We start from the raw sequence: 18,490 nt of genomic DNA on the forward strand, positions 1-18,490 counted from the left end.
AACTCGTTCTACTTCATCGAGGCCGGCACGCTCGTGGAAAAGATCAAGTCGTCCTCGCAGACGCTCAAGCAGGAATACCTCGATACATACGAGGGAGGTGAATGACATGATAGGCAAGAGCTATGCAAAGATAGCGATTGTTGGCTTTGTACTTTGTCTTGCAATGGTGCTATGTGCATCATTTGCGAGGTATAGGTCCGAGCAGTCGTTTATCGATGGCGCTGAAAATGGGTTTGGCATAGACGGGATGTATGTCAACGATGGCGCGACCAGGCCGTCTATGGCGATTCTTGCAGGCGAAGACATGGAATGGCAAATCTGTAATGACGATGGCTCTTGTCTGAGTGGTCGTTTGGCCGCAACGAGCGACCCGAATTCGTTCGATCTTCTCGACGATGATGGAGCGGATTGCGGTTCTGTTCACCTGTCATATGCATCGCGAGACGGGATGGACGGCATTCTCTACGTCTCCCACGAGTCTGGCGATTTCAAGATGCGCAGGACTAACCGAGTGCCGGCTTTTATCGAGGAGTGAGAGTTCCCGGCGGTCTGCCGATCAGGCCGCCGGGGTATTGAACCTCGCATTCATCCGTACACACACGGATGAATGCGGGAAGTGTCCGGATGAAGTTGATAATCAAGGAAACAAAGCCGTTCTGCCTGGGACGGCTTTGGCCTGGACTTTAACTACAACATCGCAATCGACACTTATCAGCTCGCGCAACGCGCATGGCCAAATCTCGGACGCTGGTGCATGGATGACCTTCGAGATTTACTGGACATCCAAAACGACGACGCACACCGCGAGCTCGCCGACTGCGAAGACGAGATGGCTGTCTACAATGCGATCAGAAACGGCGTGAAGTCCGGAGAGCTTTCTGTGGAACCGCCGCGCCGTCGCGCGAGCCGACCGGGCAACCCGGGCAATCTGGTCCCGGCTCTCCCGGTCGTATTCCTACGATATCGCCCTTAGATCACCAATGTGTCAGATAAATAATGAGGCAATGGCTATGATCACGCCTACGGCAGATGCAACGACTGCGCCTTTTTTCCTCTCCTTTAGTCCGACGAATAGGGTTGCCGTAAAGTAAAGGGCGGAAATGCAGGCTATGGCAAGCGAAACGAGTTCCTTGGGCGGTTTCAGCAAAAGGTCGCTAGCAAAGAGTAATGCAAGCAGGGCAAAGCCGATTGTGTCCAAGTATCTCGATTGATTTTGCGACAACATGGCAACTTCCTTTCAGAACATGCAAATGAAAAGTCGGTACGATGTCATTGCGGTTGCAAAAAAGCCGCCGCTAGGACCGGTTGTCACGAGACCGGCGATAACTTCAGCGGTGCCAACAAGCTAGAGATCGCGCAGGCAAGCCTCCTCCTTCGCGTTCAGCTTGACCTTGTGAGGGGCGGGGCGGCTATTTGCAGATCCGTGAGAATCGCACCACGCCTTGGAATATGAATCCGCGCAGCGCCCGCGCTCAAAAAAGGGATATATCGTAATTTTCGTCGTAATTGACTCCGACGTAGATATCGCTGCTCTCGGCGGGAGATCCCTCGTCGGCATAGGCTGCCGCAACGGTCACAAATGGTGTCATGACAAGGGAGAGGCAAAGAGCTGCTGAGACGATGGAGGGCAGGCATTTCTTCATGGCTGGCTCCTTAATCTGGCCTTTGATAGTTACTCGATGTCGCCTCCTTCCGCTTTATATCCGTTGTATTTGGCGTATTTCTTTAATAAGGCAAGAGGTTCTTCCTCTCCTTCGGATAAGCCGATGATGTTTCCTTGATCATCCAGTATGAATACGGACGGAATATGCTCAAGTTCATATTGGTCATACACGGTATTATCTTAATGTCAGTAAGGCGATAACGCATTTTCTCGGTTTCCAGCTCATGACAGATCCCTCTCTCATGGTGAAACGCATACGTTTTGAAACGGGATGCCGCTTCGATTCGTTCCGGACGCGGATGTGGACGTAACTGGTCTCGGTGCCAAGTGCGATTTCAGTGCTGTATATGACTTAACGGGAATGTCCGAGCGACGCCGGAGTCTCCATCTGGATTGTTCCGACTAGAACATCGGCCCGAATACACTGCATAGCGACTCCAACAAGAACGTCCCCGGCGTAATCCTTCCCAAGGCATGGCAATAGACAAGTTCAAGTGAACGCACGAAGGCGGCTCCCGATGGTTCGGGAGCCGCCTTAGCAATTCAACCGATGGGAAAACCGACTGCTAATTCAATTTGACCCAGATGGCGGGACGGACTCCGAGCAAGTCATCCTGCTCGCTCCCGTCATCGCCAAATTTGATATCGCCCATCTTGCACGCGTAATTGGCTAGGGGCTGCCCGACATAGTAGAAATCACTATAGTCTGAGCTGCCGCTGTACTTCTCGACTGTAGAGGTCCACCAGTCCTTAACTTTATCGTCCTTCACTGACTTTGCGTACCGGAAATCGTCCGATAGCGCGGGTTCGCAAAGGAGAAAGGAGTTGAGAATCGTGACGTCTCCGTCGATGAGACCCCGCTCGGCATCGCTGAAGGCGAAATCCATGAAGCTGCAGTTCAGGTAGCCGTGTAGCGTGCTGGATTCAAAATCTTCGGCATCGCCCACCTCATCGAAAGGCAAGTAGTCGACGCACTGTTCTGTTACGAGGAGGGCCCTCCCGTCCTGCTTGTCGAGCACGACCCATCTGATGGGTTTTCCTGCTACAGAGGTTCCTCGGTAGGCTGGCAGCTCGGCAGAATAGGTTCCAAAATCGATGGTTTGCCCGATTGGCGTGTCTCGGATCTTCTCCTGGCATGCCCTCATGTCAGACCACATGGCGAGCATGGACGGAAGCGGCGAGATGGCGATTAGGGCCATCAGGAGGACGATGCCTGCAACCGCCGCGAGGGCTATCCCCTTCCGCTTTTTCGCAAGGCTCGCGATTCTCGCGTCGGCCTCTCTTGCCTTCTCTCCCGAGTCCCCGTATCCCTGCTCGGCCAGCTTCTCGAGGTTTTCCTTGGCGGCCTCAGCTTCCTTCCTGTTGCCCTTCTCGAGTATCGCGACGCTCGTCTTGTAGACCCTGTCCCTTCTGGATTAATCCAGGAACGCGGCATCCTCAAGGTCCGCCAGTTTCTCGCGCACGGCGCCGCAGTTCCAGCAGGTACCGCGCTTGAGGTTCACCGCACCGCAGCCGCACTGCCACCATCCATCGTGCTCGGAATGGACGCCCGAGCATTTGAAGGTATCGGCCCCCATCTCGGAGAGCAGGACATCGCGTTCCGACTCCTCGACCCCGTTGAGCGCGAGTGGCGCGGGGCTATCGATGTCGATCGGGTCGCCGAAGGACATCTCGCCGTCCGCTCGGGTCACCACGGCACGCGAGCCGGTGATAACAGACAGCTTGATTCTCACAGCCTTGGGCCTGAGTACCTCGCCGGCGGGCAGGTCGGCATCTAGGAGCGAGAAGTCGACGGTCTCCGTCTCCCCTCCCTCGCCCTCGAGTCCGACCGTGAACTCTATGCGGCTGATTGGTTTCGTCGATACGTTGACGATTTTTGTCTGGAGGAAGCAGGCTCCCGTCTCGGTGTCCCTGGAGACCCGGACGGCCAGTACCCTGACGGGGTGGGCATCCAACTATCCCTGGACCTCCTCCGAGGGTAGCCAGTACGAGGCCTTCAAGGGCAAGGTGACGAATAACTATTCGGGCAACTCCGCCATTGCCATAGGCAGCCATTGGTGGGAGCGCTCGGTGCGTCCGAGCGGCTCTGCGAACTTCCTCTTTGTCGACGGCAACGGCGATCCTTCGGGCAACAACTACGGCGGCGCGACGTTTTCGGATTGCGTCCGCCCCGCTTTCTCCTTCTAACCTTATGGATGAAGGCCCGCGCGACCCGGCACGGGCCTTTCTTTTGACAACCGTGCGAACGATTCTCGGCTTGAAGCATGATTATCGGGTTGAGGGAAAATGGGGTCATACAGCGGCTCTCAGAGCGTCTGCCGCACTCCCCTGCCATTACCTCTGCGGCATCCTCGTATGGAGTCCATCCTGCTTGGCGTTTCGTTGCAACCGCTCACTTGTCCACCGATCAAGTGAAGTTCTGGAATAAATACAGCGACACGCTTGTTCGTTACAGTCGCTATATCTATGTAAATCGCCGCGATAAATACAGCCTGTACTCGGCTGTATACCAGCTACGCGTATGTAGATTCATATCGCGGTAATAAATCGGCTCAAGTACGTGCAAAACGCGCAAGTAACCGCAAAAGGCGATTATCGTGTAGGTAGATTTTTGGCACCCTGTTGCTTAATCAAAATTAAGCAATTGCTTAAAACAAAAAAGGTCAGGCACTAGGTGCCTGACCTGCAAACTTCTGGTCGGGACGACTGGATTCGAACCAGCGACCCCTTGACCCCCAGTCAAGTGCGCTACCAAGCTGCGCCACGTCCCGAAGCTTTTGTTTGTTGCTCTGCTCTCGCTCGCAACAGGGAGTATATTAACCCGAAACTTTAGACTTGTGCAAGAACTTTTTTATAATTTTTGAAGCAAGTCTAAAATTGTATCTGCGAGCTGGGGTTTTGTTAGTACAGGAAGTTCTTGCGTGCCCGTCGTGCTCACAATCCAGGCCTTGTTGGTATCCGTTCCAAAGCCCGAATCCGCGCGCGAGACGTCGTTGGCGATGATCGCGTCGCAACCCTTGCGGGCCAATTTGCGTTCGGCGTACTCCACGACGTTATCGGTCTCGGCCGCAAATCCGATCACGCATCGCTCGCCCTTCTGGCGCGAGAGCTCGGCCAAAATATCGACCGTTTCGACCAGTTCGATGCGATCCAAGGGCTCGTTGGACTTTTTGAGCTTATGGTCCGCTGGGGCCGCTGGAGTGTAGTCGGCGACGGCAGCGGCGCAAATGGCCACGTCGGCCGTCTGGAAGGCGCTCGTTGCCGCCTGGAGCATCTCTGCGGCGGTCTGCACGCGTACGCACGCCACGCCGCGGGGAACATCGAGCGATGTCGGTCCCAACACGAGCGTGACCGCAGCACCGCGACGAGCGGCCTCCCCCGCCAGGGCGATGCCCATCTTGCCCGAAGAGCGGTTGCCAATAAAGCGCACGGGATCGATCGGCTCGTGCGTGGGGCCGGCGGTGATTACGATGCGCTTGCCCGCAAGGTCCTGGGGCGTGGGATTGAGCACCTCGCAGACAGCTTCGACGATGTCCTCGGGCTCGCTCATGCGTCCCGTGTCCACGTCGCCGCAGGCAAGGTAGCCGCTGCCGGGTCCCACCACATGGACACCGCGGTCGCGCAGCGTGGCCATGTTGGCCTGCGTCGCCGGCGCCTTCCACATGCCGTTGTTCATAGCGGGTGCGATCACGATGGGTCGCGGCGTTGCCAGCAGCGTGGTGGAGATGAGGTCGTCGGCGATGCCGTTGGCCATCTTGGCGATGATATTGGCCGTCGCGGGCGCCACGACCACCAAATCGGGCTCCTGCGCCAGCGAAATGTGGTGGATGGGGTCGGAGGGGTCGTCGAACAGGCCCACGGCAACGGGCTCGTTGGTGAGCGCACGGAAGGTGAGCGGGCCCACAAACTCGGTGGCATGCTCGCTCATAACGACCTTGACGCGCGCGCCGCGCTTTTGCAGCAGGCGCACGATATTGCACGACTTATAGGCGGCGATCCCGCCGGTAATACCCAGCAGGATCGTTTTTCCCTCAAGTTGCATTGAATTGTTGGATGCCGCCGTCATCGCTAGGCTTCCTTGCTCGGGAGTACCAGGAGGCGGTGGCAGTACGGGCAGTGCGTAATCTCGCTGCCGTCGTGGTTGAGGTCGCTCATGGACGATGCCTGCAGCGCGGTGTGGCAGACCGTGGGGATGTTGCCCTGGATGGTCTCGACGGCCAGGCCGCGGAACTGCTTGAGCAGACGCTCGTAGTCGGTGAGCACGTCGGCCGGCAGCGTAGCGGCAAGCGCGGTGCGCTCCTTAGTGGCGGCGTCAATCTGAGCCTGCAGGTCGGCAGCCTTGGCGCGGGCAGCCTTGGTATCGGCCTTCACGCCCTCCTCGAACTTGGCGATGATGGCCTGCGCGCGGGTCTCGCGGTCGAGCGCCTCTTTGTGGGCGACAACGACATCCTTGCGGGTGTGCTCAATCTTGTCCAGGCGCTTGGCCAGGGTGGCGAGCTCGTTTTCCAGGTCCTGTACCTCGCGGTAGTCAGAGCCGTCAACGTGGCGCTTCTTAGCGGCCTCGATGGCGTTATTGGTCTGGATCTCGGTGGTGTTGAGATCGTCGAGCTCAATATCCAGGTCCTTGCGTTGGGCGTAGAGCTTGGTCATTTCGGCCTTGAGCTTAACGTAGGTCTTGCGCTTGGAAGCGAGCTCCTTGAGCTCCGGCATATTGGCAAGTTCGCTCTTGTTGCGGGCGAGCTCCAAATCGATCTGTTGCAGCTTGAGTAGCGTAGCGCCGGCGCTCATAAGTTCTCTCCTTTTGTCACAGTCCACCATTGGCAAGGGTTCAGTATTTTAATCGCATGACGGGGGTCGGCCCCGGCGTCAACTGCAGAGTTCATCAATATATCAACGAACGGCTCCTCGGAGCGGTCGTGGCCGAGCAAGATCACCGGCAGCCCGCGCAAGGCAAGGTCTTGCGCCACGTGGTAGCCCGCCTCGCCCGTCACGACAACATCTGCGCCCGCGGCGATGGCGAGCTCTCCGAAGTCGCCCAGGGAGCCGCCCAAAATGGCGACGGTGCGGCACGAGCGATCAGCTTTGCCCCACACACGCGGGTCGCTGCCAAAGGCCGTGGCAGCACGGGTGGCAAGGTTGCGCAGGCTGCAGGGGTCGTGGAGGGTCGCGAGTACGCCCAGTCCGCAGGGCTCGGGGTCGTCCACGTGCTCCAACGAGCTTGCGGGCGCGGCGTCCAAAAGCCTACTTAGGCAGATACGTGCCTCGTGCGAGCGGTCCAGGTTGGTGTGGAGCGAGATAATGCTCACGCCGCAACGGGCTGCCTCGTAGAGCGCCGCACTGCATTGGGGGCGCGTCGCGCCAGGCGGGCAAAACGCCTCGGGCGCCTTGATATAGATGGGATGATGCGTTAGCAGCACGTTGGCTCCGGCCTCTAAGGCGCGGTGCACATTGGCTTCGGTCGCATCGAGTGCGCAGGCAACACCGGTAATCTCCGCGGCAGGGTCGCCGACGGAGAGTCCTACATGGTCCCAACTCTCGGCATTGGTCTTGGGATAGCGTGCCAGCAGCGCGCGCTCAAGCTCGGCGACGATCATGCGGCGCCTACGATCGAGAGCAGCGTCTGGGCAAACTCGTCCAGATCGTCCGGATTCACGCGGTCGTCAAAGGAAATGCGCAGTGCGCCCAATGCCTGCTCGCGACCGATGCCCATCGCGCTTAAAACATGGCTCGGGTCCATGCTGCCGCTCGAGCACGCCGAGCCGGCCGAAACCTCAAAGCCGGCGGCGTCGAGCTTAATGATGAGTTCCTCGGAGTCCATGCCGTCAATGTAGATCGATATCATGCCGGGCAGACGGTCGGCTTGCGCGTAGTCACCCATGGTGGCGTGAATGCGCGGGTGGGCCGTAAGCGTGGCGTAGAGCTTGTCGGAAAGGGCTTGCAGCTTCGCGCGCTCCTGAGCCACATGGGGCGTCAGAGACGAGGCGGCAGCGGCAAAGGCGAGCTGCGTTCGCAGGTCTTGCGTGCCGGCACGACGACCGGCCTCCTGTCCGCCGCCAAAGATGCGCGGGCGCAGCGGCGTGCGGCTCTTAAGGTAGAGTGCGCCAGATGCCACGGGACCGCCAATCTTGTGGGCTGCGACGGACATGGCGTCGACGCCCAGCTCGGTGACATCGAGTGGAATATGCAAGTAGCCCTGGATGGCATCGGTGTGGAACAGGGCACCTGCGGTGTGCGCAGCTGCGGCAAGCTCGCGGATGGGCTGCACCACGCCGGTCTCGTTGTTGGCTACCATAATGCTCACGAGCGCCACGTCGTCGCTGAGCAGCTCGACAAGCGTGGCAGGCTCAACGTAGCCCGCGCGGCAGGGCTGCACGAGGTCGACGGTAAAGCCGGCGGCACGCAGCAGCGGCAGGTTGTCCAGAATCGAATCGTGCTCGATGGCCGAAACGATTACACGATCGCGCTTGCGATCGCGCTGACGAGCGCCCTCGGCAAGACCGAGCAGCGCCAGCTGGTTGGCTTCGGTGCCGCCGTTGGTCAGTACAATCTCGGACGGGCGGACGCGCGCGCCAAAGCTGCGGGCGATCTCGCGACGTGCAACCTCCAGACGCGCGGCAGCCTTGCGGCCGAGCGAATGCAGCGAGTTGGGGTTGACGCCGGCAAGCTCGCTCTCGTCGTAGTCACGCTGCGCAAGGCGCGCCTCGGCGCGCATGGGCGTCGAGGCGGCATAGTCAAGATTCACGGGTATGCGGTTTTGACCTGCGGTCATAAGGGTTTATGCCTCCTGTGCGGCCTCGTTGCCCAGCTTTTGCAGCAGCGCAACCTCGGCGGCGGGATCTTCGGACTTAAATACGGCGGAGCCGGCCACGAGCACGTTGGCGCCGGCCTTGACGACATCGGCAATGTTCTTGGAAGAAATACCGCCGTCGACCTCGATCAGGGGCGACACGCCGTGACGCTCGCACATGGCCTTGAGCTCGTGCAGTTTGGCAATGGTACCGGGAATAAAGCTCTGGCCGCCAAAGCCGGGGTTCACGCTCATGAGCAGCACCATGTCGACAACGTCGATGATGCTCTCGAGCACGCACACGGGGGTGGCGGGGTTGAGCACGACGCCGGCCTTGACGCCGCGCTGCTGTAGATGCGTGAGCGTGCGGTGCAGGTGCGTGGAGGCCTCGTAGTGGACCGTGATCATATCGGCACCGGCGTCGGCGTACCAATCGACCGTCTCGTCGGGGTTCGACACCATGAGGTGCGCATCGATCGGCACGTTGGTGGAGCGCTTGACGGCCTTGAGGATGTCAACGCCAAAGGTGAGGTTGCCGGTAAAGTGGCCGTCCATGACGTCGAAGTGCACGTAGTCGGCGCCGGCGATCTTGTCGAGCTCTCCCTTGAGGTTGGCCATATCGGCCGAAAGGACGGACGGAGCGATTTTAATGGAACCCATGGTAGAAGCCTTTCTGCGCTAGTCGGTGAGTCCGTAGAACTCTTGAGAGGGGACGCGATCGGTAAGAATCTCGAGCGCCCTATCCAAAGTAACACCGTTGTAGAGCGTTTGCTCCACGGCAAAGGTGAGCGGAATGTCTACACCCAGTGAACGGGCGAGCTCGCTGACGCTGCGGGCGGCGACGGCGCCTTCCACCACCATATGCGTGCGCGTCTGGTACTCGTCGAGCGACACGCCGTGGGCAAACTCGTAGCCAAAGGTACGGTTGCGCGAATGCTCCGAGGTGCAGGTGGCAATGAGGTCGCCCATGCCGGCAAGTCCCATGCAGGTCATAGCTTGACCGCCGCGGGCGTGCACCAGACGGCTGATCTCGGCTAGGCCGCGCGTCATGATGAGGGCGAGCGTGTTGTCGCCCGCGCCCGAGCCGGCGGAGATGCCGCACACGATGGCGATGACGTTTTTCATGGCGCCGCATACCTCGACGCCGGTCATATCCTGCGACAGGTAGATGCGGAAGGCCGTGGACAGCAGCAGCTCCTTAAAGGTTTCCCCAATCTGCGGGTCTTCGCTGGCGATGACGGCGGCAGAAAGCCCGCCGCGGCAGATCTCCTCGGCATGGTTGGGGCCCGAGAGCGCCGCCACGCGTGCCTCGTTGCCGATCTCGCTGGCAATGACCTCGCTCATGAGCAGGCCGGACTCGGGCTCAATGCCCTTTGTGAGGCAGAGCACCGGGGTATCGGCGGCGATAAAGGGCGCGGCCTGGTGGCACACGCTGCGAAGGTGCGTGGAGGGCACGGCAAAGATGATGGCCTCGGCGCCGTTGAGCGCCTGCGACAGGTCCGTGGTGGCGACGACGTTGCCGGGCAGCTCGTAGCCCACAAGGTAGCGGGGGTTGCGGTGCTCGCCATTGATGCCGGCGGCCGTCTGCTCGCTATGGGCCCACATGGTCACGCGCTCGGCTCGCGCGGCGGCAAGGCCGGCGACGGCGGTTCCCCAGGAGCCGGAGCCAATCAGCGCAACATTCATGACTCTCTCCTACTTATCGTCGGGCTCGGTGACGCGCTTGGTAAACGAGAGCTTGGACTCCTTACCGGCCATGAGCTTATGGATATTCGAGCGATGGGCCCACACCACGGTGATTCCGATCAGCGCCATGCAGAACTTGAGGCCCAGGCTGCTGTACGGAAAGACCGCGCAAGCAGCGATGGGAAGACCGATGGCAGCGGCTAGCGAGCCCACCGACACGTACTTGGTTATGGCGACGGCCACGATAAACATGCCGAGCAGCGACAGGCCAATAGGCCAGTACCAGGCGAGGATGACGCCCAGACCAACTGCGATACCCTTGCCGCCATGGAAGTTAAGGTAGGGCGAGAAGATATGCCCCCACACGGCTGCCAGGCAGATGACGCCGAGCATCCAGTCGCCGGCGGCACCGGGGGCCATAATGCTCACGGGGAAGCCATAGCCCAAGTCGGCAATGAGCGGACGCGCGATAAGGACGCAGATGGCGCCCTTAAGGCAGTCGAGCAGCAGCGTGAGCGCGGCCACCTTGGGGCCGGCCACGCGAAGTGCGTTGGTGGTGCCGATGTTGCCGGAGCCAGCCTTGCGAATGTCGGTGTGGTTGAACACGCGGCCCAGGATCAGTCCAAACGGAATCGCCCCGATAAAGAACGAGACCACGGCGCAGATGGCGGTCAGAAGAATCGGATTATGCATCCTTTTGCTCCTTCTTCCTAAAGAAGAGTCGAATGGGCGTGCCGGCAAAGTCGAAGGTCGAGCGCATACGGTTCTCCACATAGCGCTGGTAGGTGTCGTTGACCAGGTCGCTGTGGTTGACGAAGAACGTGAACGTCGGCGGGTTGACGCCCGTCTGGGTCACGTAGTGCATACGCAGGCGGCGCTTGCCGTCCACCACGGTATGACCGAACTCGCGCAGGTCGGTGAGGAACGTGTTGAGGCGTGAGGTGCTAATCTTCTGCGAGCGCGTCTTCTCGGCAGCGTCTACCATCGCCCAGATCTTCTCGACGCTGCGGCCAGTGAGGGCAGAGATGCGCAGGTACTGGGCCCAGGGAGCCATGACGCCCAGACGGCGGTCGATGGTCTCCATGCAGGCCTCACGCTTACGGTCGTCGTCAAGCAGATCCCACTTGTTGAGCAGCACAACGATGGCGCAGCCGCGCTCGATGGCAAGACCCATGACCTTCTGGTCCTGCTCGGTAACGCCCACGGAGGCGTCGACGACGAGCAGCGCCACGTCGGCGCGATCGATGGCGCGCAGGCCGCGGACCATGGAGTAGTACTCGATGTTCTCGTACACGGTGCTCTTCTTGCGAATGCCCGCGGTGTCGACCATGCGGTAGTGCTTGCCGTTGCGCTCGACGACGGTGTCGATGGCGTCGCGCGTCGTGCCGGCAATGTTGGACACGATAGAGCGGTCGGCGCCCAGGATGCGGTTGAACAGCGACGACTTACCGGCATTGGGGCGGCCGATGATGGCGACGTTCAGCGCGTCGGGGAACTCATCGGCGACCTCGTCCTCTTCCTCGGGAAGCAGGGCCACGATATCGTCGAGCAGGTCGCCCGTGCCATGACCATGCAGGGCCGAGAGCGGCGTTGGCTCGCCGATGCCGAGGGAATAGAACTCCCAGATGCTGTCGTTCTCGCGATCGGGGTTGTCGAGCTTGTTTACCAGCAGAAAGACCGGCTTGTCGGAGTGCTTGAGCATGCGGGCGACCGACTCGTCCTCTTCGGTGACGCCGGTGCGGCCGTCGACCACAAACAGGATGACGGCGGCCTCCTCGGCGGCGGCGAGCGCCTGGTCGCGGATGGACGTGGCGAAGACGTCATCGCTCTTGAGCGGTTCGATGCCGCCCGTGTCGACGATGGTGAACTCGCGGCCGTTCCAATCGGCCGTGTGGTACGAGCGGTCGCGCGTGACGCCGCGGGACTCGTGGACGATGGCGTCCGAGGTCTGGGCCAGGCGGTTAACGAGCGTGGACTTGCCCACGTTGGGGCGTCCGACGACGGCGACGATAGGTTTCATCTGCACTCCTTTAATGGGTAGGGTCAGTGGAAGTGTTAGAGTCGGCAGGCACAATGCCAAGGATGTGCTCCAGGGTATCGAGCAGCTCATGCGGCATGGTCGACACCACATGAACCTCGGCGCCGCGACTGGTAAGGCTTGCGAGTAAATCGTCACGATGATACTCGTCAAGCGTCATGCCGTCAGCGTTGAACATGAGCTTAGGCACAAAGAGCATAACCCCCGAGAGGTCCTGCGGCAGCTGTTCCAGAATGTCGCAGGCGACGATGAGGCCGGTCACGTCCACGTTGCCGCCAAAGTAGCGATTCTTGATGGCCGTGACGGTGCCGGCGAGCCCCTGCGGCGATTCCACAAAGCGGGCCACGGTGTCGCGTGCGCTGGCGCCCGAGAGGCACAGCAGGTGCTGGCTGCGAGCGGCGATGGCCTCGCGGACGCGGGCCAGTCGCTCGGCATCGGCGGCAAGCACATCGTCCGTCTCGTCCAGATACGAGCGGATCATGCCGATGCCGTCGTAGTACTGCGGGTAACCGTCGTAAAAGTCTGCCTCGGGCGGATCGATGCCGGCGTCCAGGTAGAACTCGTCGCTCATCTGGAAGGTGTGGCGGCCAAAACGCTCGAAGGCGCGGTCCTGGTAGGGACGGATCATGGCAATGGTCTCGCGTGCCAGTTCGGGCTTGTCGCTGTATGACCAGCTAAAGCGGTTCTGATGCTTGGTAAAACCGAGCGGCACAATGCCCAGGCTTGTGATTTGCTCGTGCTCCTCGCAAAAGCGCAGGGTCTTTTCCAGCTCTTCGCCGTCGTTCATGCCAGGGCACAGTACGATCTGGGCGTGGATCTCGATGCCGGCGGCCATGATGGTCTCGAGCACGTCCATGCCTCGCTGGGCGTTGCGGCCCATCATACGACGGCGGACGTCGGGGCTCACGGCGTGGACCGATACGTTCATGGGACTCATGTTGCGCTGGATGACGTTTTGCACGTCCTCGTCGGTGAGGTTCGTGAGCGTGACAAAGTTGCCCTGCAAAAAGCTCAGGCGGTAGTCGTCGTCGCGAATATAGAGCGTTGAGCGGCCGCCCTTGGGCAGCATGGTCATAAAGCAGAACACGCAGGCGTTCACACAGGTACGCATGCCATCGAAGATAGGGCCATCGAACTCAAGGCCCCAGTCCTCTCCCGGGAAGCGGTCGAGCTCGACGGAGGTGACGGTGCCGTCGCGCGGGTCGAATACCTCCAAATCAACGGTGTCGTCGTCGGCCTCCCAAAGCCATACGATCATGTCGGTGAGCGCCTCACCGTTGACCGTGAGCACGCGCATGCCCGGCTCGATACCCACATCCCATGCGGGCGATTCGGGACGCACATTCTTAACGAGCGCGCCCTCACCCGGCTCGGGGTCGCGGCTGCGCCCGTAATCGGCCACCTCGGCGGCGTATGCGGGTACGGTCTGGTCCATGGTTAGCGGCAAAGCTCCTTGATGCGCTCGACGGCGCGCTCGATGTGTTCTTGCGGGGTGGAGGCTCCGGCAGTGATGCCGATGTGGCGCGCGTTGGCAAACCATGCGGCCTGGAGCTCGGAAGCTTCCTCGATGTGATACGTGCGCTCGCAGGCGTCTGCGCAAATCTGCGCCAGGCGGCGCGTGTTGCCCGAGTTCTTGCCGCCCACGACGACCATGCAGTCGCAGCGGTTAGCAAGTGCGGCGGCTGCCTGCTGGCGCTCGCTCGTGGCTGCGCAGATGGTGTTGATCACGCGTAGTTCCTGCACGCGCGGGGTGATGGCAGCCACAACCTCGGCGAGGTTCTGCGCGGTCTGGGTGGTCTGCACGACGAGGCCCACCTTGCCCTTGAGCGACAAGGCGTTGGCGTCGGCGGCACAGCTCACGACCTGCGCGTCATCGCCGGCGTGACCCAGAATGCCCTCGACCTCGGGATGCCCCGGCTCACCCACGACGAGTACGCGATAGCCCTCGCGCACCAGCCGCTCGGCGGCCACGTGGACCTTCTTGACGTAAGGGCAGGTGGCGTCGATCACGTTGAGGCCGCGCTTGCGGGCAGCATCGATGACCTGCGGCACCACGCCGTGGGCGCGGATGATCACGGTGCCGGTTGCTGCGTCGTCCAGGGTTTCGGCCAAGCCAACGCCTGCCTCAGCGAGCTCGCGTACCACGATGGGGTTATGGATGAGCGGACCCAAGGTATGGACCTGAGTGCACTCTCCTGCCTGCGGCGCGGCCGCCAGCGCCATATCGAGCGCACGCTGTACGCCGTAGCAAGTGCCGGCGTGGGCGGCGATCTCGATGGTAGGCGCGGTTGCCTGGTCGGACGCAGTCGCGGCGGTGTTCGTCACATTCTCGCTCATGGCTAGAACCTGCCCGGATGCTCGGCGCACAGCTCGTCTCGCATAGCGTAGACGCGGTTCATGGCCTCGGACTCAAACCATTCCAGGCGCTCCGTGCGTTTAAGCCCGGCCGGTGCGTCGGAAAGCGAGACGGCCTTGCCGGCGCGGATCCAGCATTTCTTGGGACGCATGATCTTTTTTCCCGCGGGCGTGATGTCGGACCAGCCGCAAATGGCGAGCGGGTTCACAGGTGCCTTGCCCATCTGAGCGATGAGCGCAAAACCGCCGTGGACCTCGGGCTTGATCTCGCGCGAGCGGATGCGCGTGCCCTCGGGGAAGATCAGAACGTCCTCGCCGCGCTGCAGCGCATGCTGGGCGGCGCGCAGGCACTTCATATCTGCAGTACCACGCTCCACGGGGATGCCGCCAACGCGGCTAAAAGCCCAGCGCACAATCTTGCTCTTGGCGAACTCGGACTTAAAGATGGGACGAATGCGGCGCCCCCCAAAGAACAGCGCCGTCTCCACGGCCAAGAGCTCGGCCATCGAGGTGTGGTTGCAGATGACCACGCTTCCGCGGCCGTCCTGGCGCTCAAACAGCAGGTCAGCGTCCTCGACCTTCCAACGCCACATGAGCTTGGAGAAGACCCACAGAATAGCCATGACTACGACGACGGTGCCGCGGATGAGCGCTGGGAACTCTGCATAAGGAGCGTTGTAATAATCCTCGGGCGTCTGCTTAAACAGGCGCATGGGCTACCTCCTTTGGTTGATGAGGTCCTCGATTATCGAGACGACCTCATCGATGGTGTGGGCGGTGGAGTCGACGTGCACGGCGTCCTCGGCGGGCACGAGCGGTGCGACCTCGCGGCTGCTGTCGAGCTTGTCGCGCTGCTTGAGGGCGCCGAGGGTCTCGTCGACCTCGGCCTCGAGCTGCTCTTCGGTGAGCGGTTGGGCGTCGTTTTGGTGGCGCTGCAGCACGCGGCGGCGGGCGCGCTCGCGCGGGTCGGCGGTCAGGAAGACCTTGACCTGTGCGTTAGGGAACACGACGGTACCGATGTCGCGACCCTCGGCCACGATATCGCGGTCCTCGGCGGCGCGGCGCTGGTGGATGAGCATGGCGGCGCGCACGCCCGGGTAGGCCGAGACCTTGGACACGTTGGCGTCGACCTGCGGGGTACGAATGGCGGCCGAAGCGTCCTGGCCGTCGATGGTCAGGCGGGTGTCTTCGCCAGTGCCGTTGGTAAAGCGGATCTCGATCTGCTCGGCGAGGGCGTCGATGGCCGTCTCGTCGTCCAGATCGATGCCGCGGTCGAGCGCGGCGAAGGTGACGGCGCGATACATGGCGCCCGTGTCGAGCTTGTTAAAGCCCAGCTGGCGGGCGATCTCCTTGGCGATGGTGGACTTGCCGGAACCGGCGGGGCCGTCGATGGCGACGATCATGCAATGCTTCCTTTCGATGGTTGACGTGCTGGTATGGTTCGCAGGCGTTGGGGCGCGGCGGGTTGCCTAACCCGTGTAGCGCTCGCGGTAGGTGTTGCGCTTGGGTGCGGAGCCGTGGCTGCCGTGGTGGCGCGTGCGGCTGGCGGGCGTGTCTTGGGGCTTGCCACCGCGCTTGGCGCTGGCCTGCTTGGGCGGGATACCGCCGCTTTTGAGGATCTGCACCTCGCGGTCGGTGAGTTCGCGCCAGGAGCCCTTGACCACGTCCTTGAGCTCCAGGCCGGCAAAGTTGCAGCGGTGCAGGCGGATCACTGGGTGGTGGATCTTGCTCAGCATGCGTTTGACCTGATTCTTGCGGCCCTGGCGGATGATGACCTCCACGGCCGTGGTGCCGGGCTTGACGCCTTGCGGAGCCACAGCCTCTGCCTCGCGCGCGTTAATGACGCGGCAGATCGCCGGCTGGCATAGGCCGTCGTCGAGCTCTATGCCGCGACGCAGCGGCTCAAGATCGCGGTCGGTTAGCTGCCCGTCCACGAGTGCCTGGTAGGTCTTGTAGACATGCTTGCTGGGGTGCAGCAGATCCTGCGACAGGTCGCCGTCGGTGGTAAAGAGCAAAAGGCCCGTGGTGTCGCGGTCCAGGCGACCCACCGGGAAAAGTCCCGGAAAGCGGTCGCGCGGTACCAGGTCGGCCACGCAAGGGCGCTCCTGCGGGTCGCTCATGGTGGTGAGGTAGCCGGTCGGCTTGTAGAGCATCAGGTACACGGCGCCTTGGTTGAGCTTGACGGGCATGCCGTCGACCTCGATGTGATCGCGGTCGACGTCGACCTTGGTGCCCAGCTCGGTCGCGACCTCGCCGTTGACGGTCACTCGGCCGGCGGTCATCAGGTCCTCCGAGCCGCGGCGGCTTGCCATGCCCGCGCGCGCCAAAAAGCGCTGCAGGCGCATCGTGTGCGGGTAGACGGGCTGGGCGTTGGTTGCGGGTACTGCGTTGCCCATGGCGCGCGTCTCCTCTACTTCGTTAGTCCTCGTCATGCATATCCTCCGAGGTTTCGTCGATGACCAGCGTATCCTCGTCCTCGACTGCCGCAACATCGGTATCGAGCAGTTCGCGCTCTTCGTCCAGGTCCTCGGCCTGTTCCTCGAGTGTGGACTGAATACTACGGCCGCTCAGACGCTCGCGGATAAACTGACGCGACTGCTCGTCGGGGGCAAATTGCTCCAGATCGGGCAGGTCGCGGGTGGAACGCAGACCGAACTTTTCCAAGAAGGCGTTGGTCGTGCCGTAGATGATGGCTTGACCGCGCTGGGGGTCACGGCCGAGCTCGCGCACCAGACCCTTGTCCACGAGCGACGCGATGACGCCGTCTGAGTTGACGCCGCGGATGCCCTTGACCACCTCGCGCGTTACGGGCTGGTGGTATACGATGACGGCCAGGGTTTCGAGCGCCGCCTGGGACAGCTTTTGCGTGTCCCAGCTCAACACATAGGCCTCGACCACGTCGTGGTAGGCGGGGTGCGTGAACAGGCGCCAGCCGCCGGCGACCTCGCGCAGCTGAAAGCCGCGGTTGGCCTCCTCGTACTCAACCTTGAGCTCGGCGAGCAGCGACGCGCATTCGCCGGGGGCGATATCGAGCGCACCGGCCAGCGCGGGCGCACTCACCGGGTCGCTCGACACCAGCAGCAGCGCCTCGAGGGCGCCTTTGAGGCTGTTTGCCTCCAGCGTGGAAAGGGTTGACATGGTTGCGGCTCCTATTCGGTGAGCTCGGGGCCCTCGCCGGGCACATAGGCCTCGGCGCCCTCGACGCGGTTGATGCGGATGGTTCCAAAGATCTCGTCCTGGCTCAGCGTGAGCGAGCCGCGCTTGGCGAGCTCAAGCATAGCTAGGAAGGTGACGACGAGCTGCTCGGTAGTGGCATCGCCGTCCAGTAGCTCGCGGAAGGTGCAGGTTTGGTGCGCCATGGTAAAGCGGTCGACCGAGGCCACCGTCAGGTCGAGCGGCACGCGATGCGGTGCCACGTGCTCGGCCTCCAGCAGGAAGGTCTGGCGCTTGCCGTCCAGGTCGGCGCAGATGACGGCGAGGCCGCGCAGGGTGATGCCGGCCAGGTAGTCGGGCATGAGGCCCAAGAACTCGGGGTCGGGGCCGGCCACACGCGGGTGCATGCGGCTTTCGGCCTGCATGCGGGCACCGAGGGCCGCAGCCGCGCCTTTAAACTGTTTGTAGGCAATCAGGCGTTGGATCAGGACCTCGCGCAAGGCGTCGCCGTCGAGCGCACTGAGTTCCTCGAGGTCTTCGTCGTCCTCGTCACCGTCGCCTGTCTTGCGCGGGGCCTCCTGCGGCACCAGAGAGGCAGCCTTGATGTCCAAAAGGGTTGCCGCGACCAGCAAAAAGTCGCTCGCCACGTCAAGGTCCAGCGCCTCGATGCGCTCGGCCTCGGCAAGGTACTGCTCGGCCACCTCGCTGATGGAGATGGCGCCGATATCTACTTTTTGGCGGGTTACCAGCTGCAGCAGCAGGTCGAACGGTCCGCTGTAGACCTGCGTCGACACGCGATACGACATCT

22 protein-coding genes and 1 tRNA gene are annotated in these 18,490 nt (G+C 61.8%); 3 read left to right on the forward strand and 20 right to left on the reverse strand.

Features of this window, described 5'->3' with window-relative positions:
• Positions 1 to 106: 106 nt before the first annotated feature.
• Complete coding sequence (locus PGW49_RS08540; RefSeq protein ID WP_270226244.1) at positions 107 to 535, forward strand: hypothetical protein; 429 nt, start codon at positions 107 to 109, stop codon at positions 533 to 535.
• A 219-nt stretch (positions 536 to 754) separates the two neighbouring features.
• Positions 755 to 973 carry a hypothetical protein gene (locus tag PGW49_RS08545; protein ID WP_270226245.1) on the forward strand — a complete coding sequence of 73 codons (219 nt, stop codon included), beginning with the start codon at positions 755 to 757 and terminating at the stop codon, positions 971 to 973.
• Positions 974 to 985: 12 nt separating this feature from the next.
• On the opposite strand, the gene PGW49_RS08550 is transcribed toward PGW49_RS08545, so the two are convergent.
• The 4 genes from PGW49_RS08550 to PGW49_RS08565 form a co-directional block, all read right to left on the reverse strand.
• Positions 986 to 1,225, reverse strand: a complete 240-nt coding sequence (locus tag PGW49_RS08550; RefSeq protein WP_270226246.1) for a hypothetical protein — start codon at positions 1,223 to 1,225, stop codon at positions 986 to 988.
• Positions 1,226 to 1,472: 247 nt separating this feature from the next.
• The gene (locus PGW49_RS08555) at positions 1,473 to 1,643 is read right to left on the reverse strand and encodes a hypothetical protein (protein ID WP_270226247.1); all 171 of its coding nucleotides are present in this window, start codon (positions 1,641 to 1,643) and stop codon (positions 1,473 to 1,475) included.
• A 586-nt stretch (positions 1,644 to 2,229) separates the two neighbouring features.
• Entirely contained in the window at positions 2,230 to 2,862 is a 633-nt protein-coding gene (locus PGW49_RS08560; RefSeq protein WP_270226248.1) for a hypothetical protein, read from the reverse strand.
• Between the two features lie 216 nt (positions 2,863 to 3,078).
• Positions 3,079 to 3,396 carry a hypothetical protein gene (locus tag PGW49_RS08565; protein ID WP_270226249.1) on the reverse strand — a complete coding sequence of 106 codons (318 nt, stop codon included), beginning with the start codon at positions 3,394 to 3,396 and terminating at the stop codon, positions 3,079 to 3,081.
• Between the two features lie 106 nt (positions 3,397 to 3,502).
• On the opposite strand from PGW49_RS08565, the gene PGW49_RS08570 reads away from it, so the two are divergent.
• Positions 3,503 to 3,850, forward strand: coding sequence for a hypothetical protein (locus tag PGW49_RS08570; RefSeq protein WP_270226250.1), 348 nt, complete (start codon positions 3,503 to 3,505; stop codon positions 3,848 to 3,850).
• A gap of 507 nt (positions 3,851 to 4,357) precedes the next feature.
• Here the strand turns inward: PGW49_RS08570 and PGW49_RS08575 are convergent.
• The 16 genes from PGW49_RS08575 to PGW49_RS08650 all read right to left on the reverse strand — a co-directional run bounded on the left by PGW49_RS08575 (position 4,358) and on the right by PGW49_RS08650 (position 18,488).
• Positions 4,358 to 4,434: transfer RNA gene (locus tag PGW49_RS08575), tRNA-Pro, on the reverse strand.
• A gap of 80 nt (positions 4,435 to 4,514) precedes the next feature.
• Positions 4,515 to 5,729, reverse strand: a complete 1,215-nt coding sequence (gene coaBC / locus PGW49_RS08580; protein ID WP_270226251.1) for a bifunctional phosphopantothenoylcysteine decarboxylase/phosphopantothenate--cysteine ligase CoaBC — start codon at positions 5,727 to 5,729, stop codon at positions 4,515 to 4,517.
• A 2-nt stretch (positions 5,730 to 5,731) separates the two neighbouring features.
• A complete protein-coding gene (locus PGW49_RS08585; RefSeq protein WP_270226252.1) occupies positions 5,732 to 6,451 on the reverse strand; it encodes a zinc ribbon domain-containing protein in 720 nt (239 codons plus the stop codon).
• Positions 6,448 to 7,257: a Nif3-like dinuclear metal center hexameric protein gene (locus PGW49_RS08590; RefSeq protein ID WP_270226253.1), complete on the reverse strand. Its 810-nt coding sequence runs from the start codon at positions 7,255 to 7,257 to the stop codon at positions 6,448 to 6,450. The genes PGW49_RS08585 and PGW49_RS08590 overlap by 4 nt, the downstream gene beginning before the upstream one ends.
• Positions 7,254 to 8,432 (reverse strand): cysteine desulfurase family protein, encoded by a 1,179-nt coding sequence (locus PGW49_RS08595; protein WP_270226254.1) that lies wholly within the window; start codon positions 8,430 to 8,432, stop codon positions 7,254 to 7,256. Before PGW49_RS08595 ends, PGW49_RS08590 begins: the two co-directional genes overlap by 4 nt.
• A 6-nt stretch (positions 8,433 to 8,438) precedes the next feature.
• The gene (rpe, locus tag PGW49_RS08600) at positions 8,439 to 9,110 is read right to left on the reverse strand and encodes a ribulose-phosphate 3-epimerase (protein WP_270226255.1); all 672 of its coding nucleotides are present in this window, start codon (positions 9,108 to 9,110) and stop codon (positions 8,439 to 8,441) included.
• A gap of 18 nt (positions 9,111 to 9,128) precedes the next feature.
• Positions 9,129 to 10,136 carry an NAD(P)H-dependent glycerol-3-phosphate dehydrogenase gene (locus tag PGW49_RS08605; RefSeq protein ID WP_270226256.1) on the reverse strand — a complete coding sequence of 336 codons (1,008 nt, stop codon included), beginning with the start codon at positions 10,134 to 10,136 and terminating at the stop codon, positions 9,129 to 9,131.
• A gap of 9 nt (positions 10,137 to 10,145) precedes the next feature.
• A complete protein-coding gene (plsY, locus tag PGW49_RS08610) occupies positions 10,146 to 10,829 on the reverse strand; it encodes a glycerol-3-phosphate 1-O-acyltransferase PlsY (protein ID WP_195235039.1) in 684 nt (227 codons plus the stop codon).
• Positions 10,822 to 12,156, reverse strand: coding sequence for a ribosome biogenesis GTPase Der (gene der, locus PGW49_RS08615; protein WP_270226257.1), 1,335 nt, complete (start codon positions 12,154 to 12,156; stop codon positions 10,822 to 10,824). Before der ends, plsY begins: the two co-directional genes overlap by 8 nt.
• 10 nt (positions 12,157 to 12,166) lie before the next feature.
• The gene (locus PGW49_RS08620; protein ID WP_195246677.1) at positions 12,167 to 13,609 is read right to left on the reverse strand and encodes a DUF512 domain-containing protein; all 1,443 of its coding nucleotides are present in this window, start codon (positions 13,607 to 13,609) and stop codon (positions 12,167 to 12,169) included.
• Positions 13,610 to 13,611: 2 nt separating this feature from the next.
• Entirely contained in the window at positions 13,612 to 14,511 is a 900-nt protein-coding gene (locus PGW49_RS08625) for a 4-hydroxy-3-methylbut-2-enyl diphosphate reductase (protein WP_195246675.1), read from the reverse strand.
• Between the two features lie 2 nt (positions 14,512 to 14,513).
• A complete protein-coding gene (locus PGW49_RS08630) occupies positions 14,514 to 15,242 on the reverse strand; it encodes a lysophospholipid acyltransferase family protein (protein ID WP_195246674.1) in 729 nt (242 codons plus the stop codon).
• 3 nt (positions 15,243 to 15,245) lie between these two features.
• Positions 15,246 to 15,932 (reverse strand): (d)CMP kinase, encoded by a 687-nt coding sequence (cmk, locus tag PGW49_RS08635; protein ID WP_195246672.1) that lies wholly within the window; start codon positions 15,930 to 15,932, stop codon positions 15,246 to 15,248.
• Between the two features lie 66 nt (positions 15,933 to 15,998).
• Positions 15,999 to 16,925 (reverse strand): pseudouridine synthase, encoded by a 927-nt coding sequence (locus tag PGW49_RS08640; RefSeq protein ID WP_270226258.1) that lies wholly within the window; start codon positions 16,923 to 16,925, stop codon positions 15,999 to 16,001.
• A gap of 22 nt (positions 16,926 to 16,947) precedes the next feature.
• On the reverse strand, positions 16,948 to 17,667 hold the full coding sequence (scpB, locus tag PGW49_RS08645; protein WP_270226259.1) for an SMC-Scp complex subunit ScpB: 720 nt from the start codon (positions 17,665 to 17,667) through the stop codon (positions 16,948 to 16,950).
• Between the two features lie 11 nt (positions 17,668 to 17,678).
• On the reverse strand, positions 17,679 to 18,488 hold the full coding sequence (locus tag PGW49_RS08650) for a segregation and condensation protein A (RefSeq protein ID WP_270226260.1): 810 nt from the start codon (positions 18,486 to 18,488) through the stop codon (positions 17,679 to 17,681).
• Positions 18,489 to 18,490 lie beyond the last annotated feature (2 nt).

The sequence above is a fragment of the Collinsella aerofaciens genome, from assembly GCF_027679495.1.
Classification (GTDB): Bacteria; Actinomycetota; Coriobacteriia; order Coriobacteriales; family Coriobacteriaceae; genus Collinsella; species Collinsella aerofaciens_AK.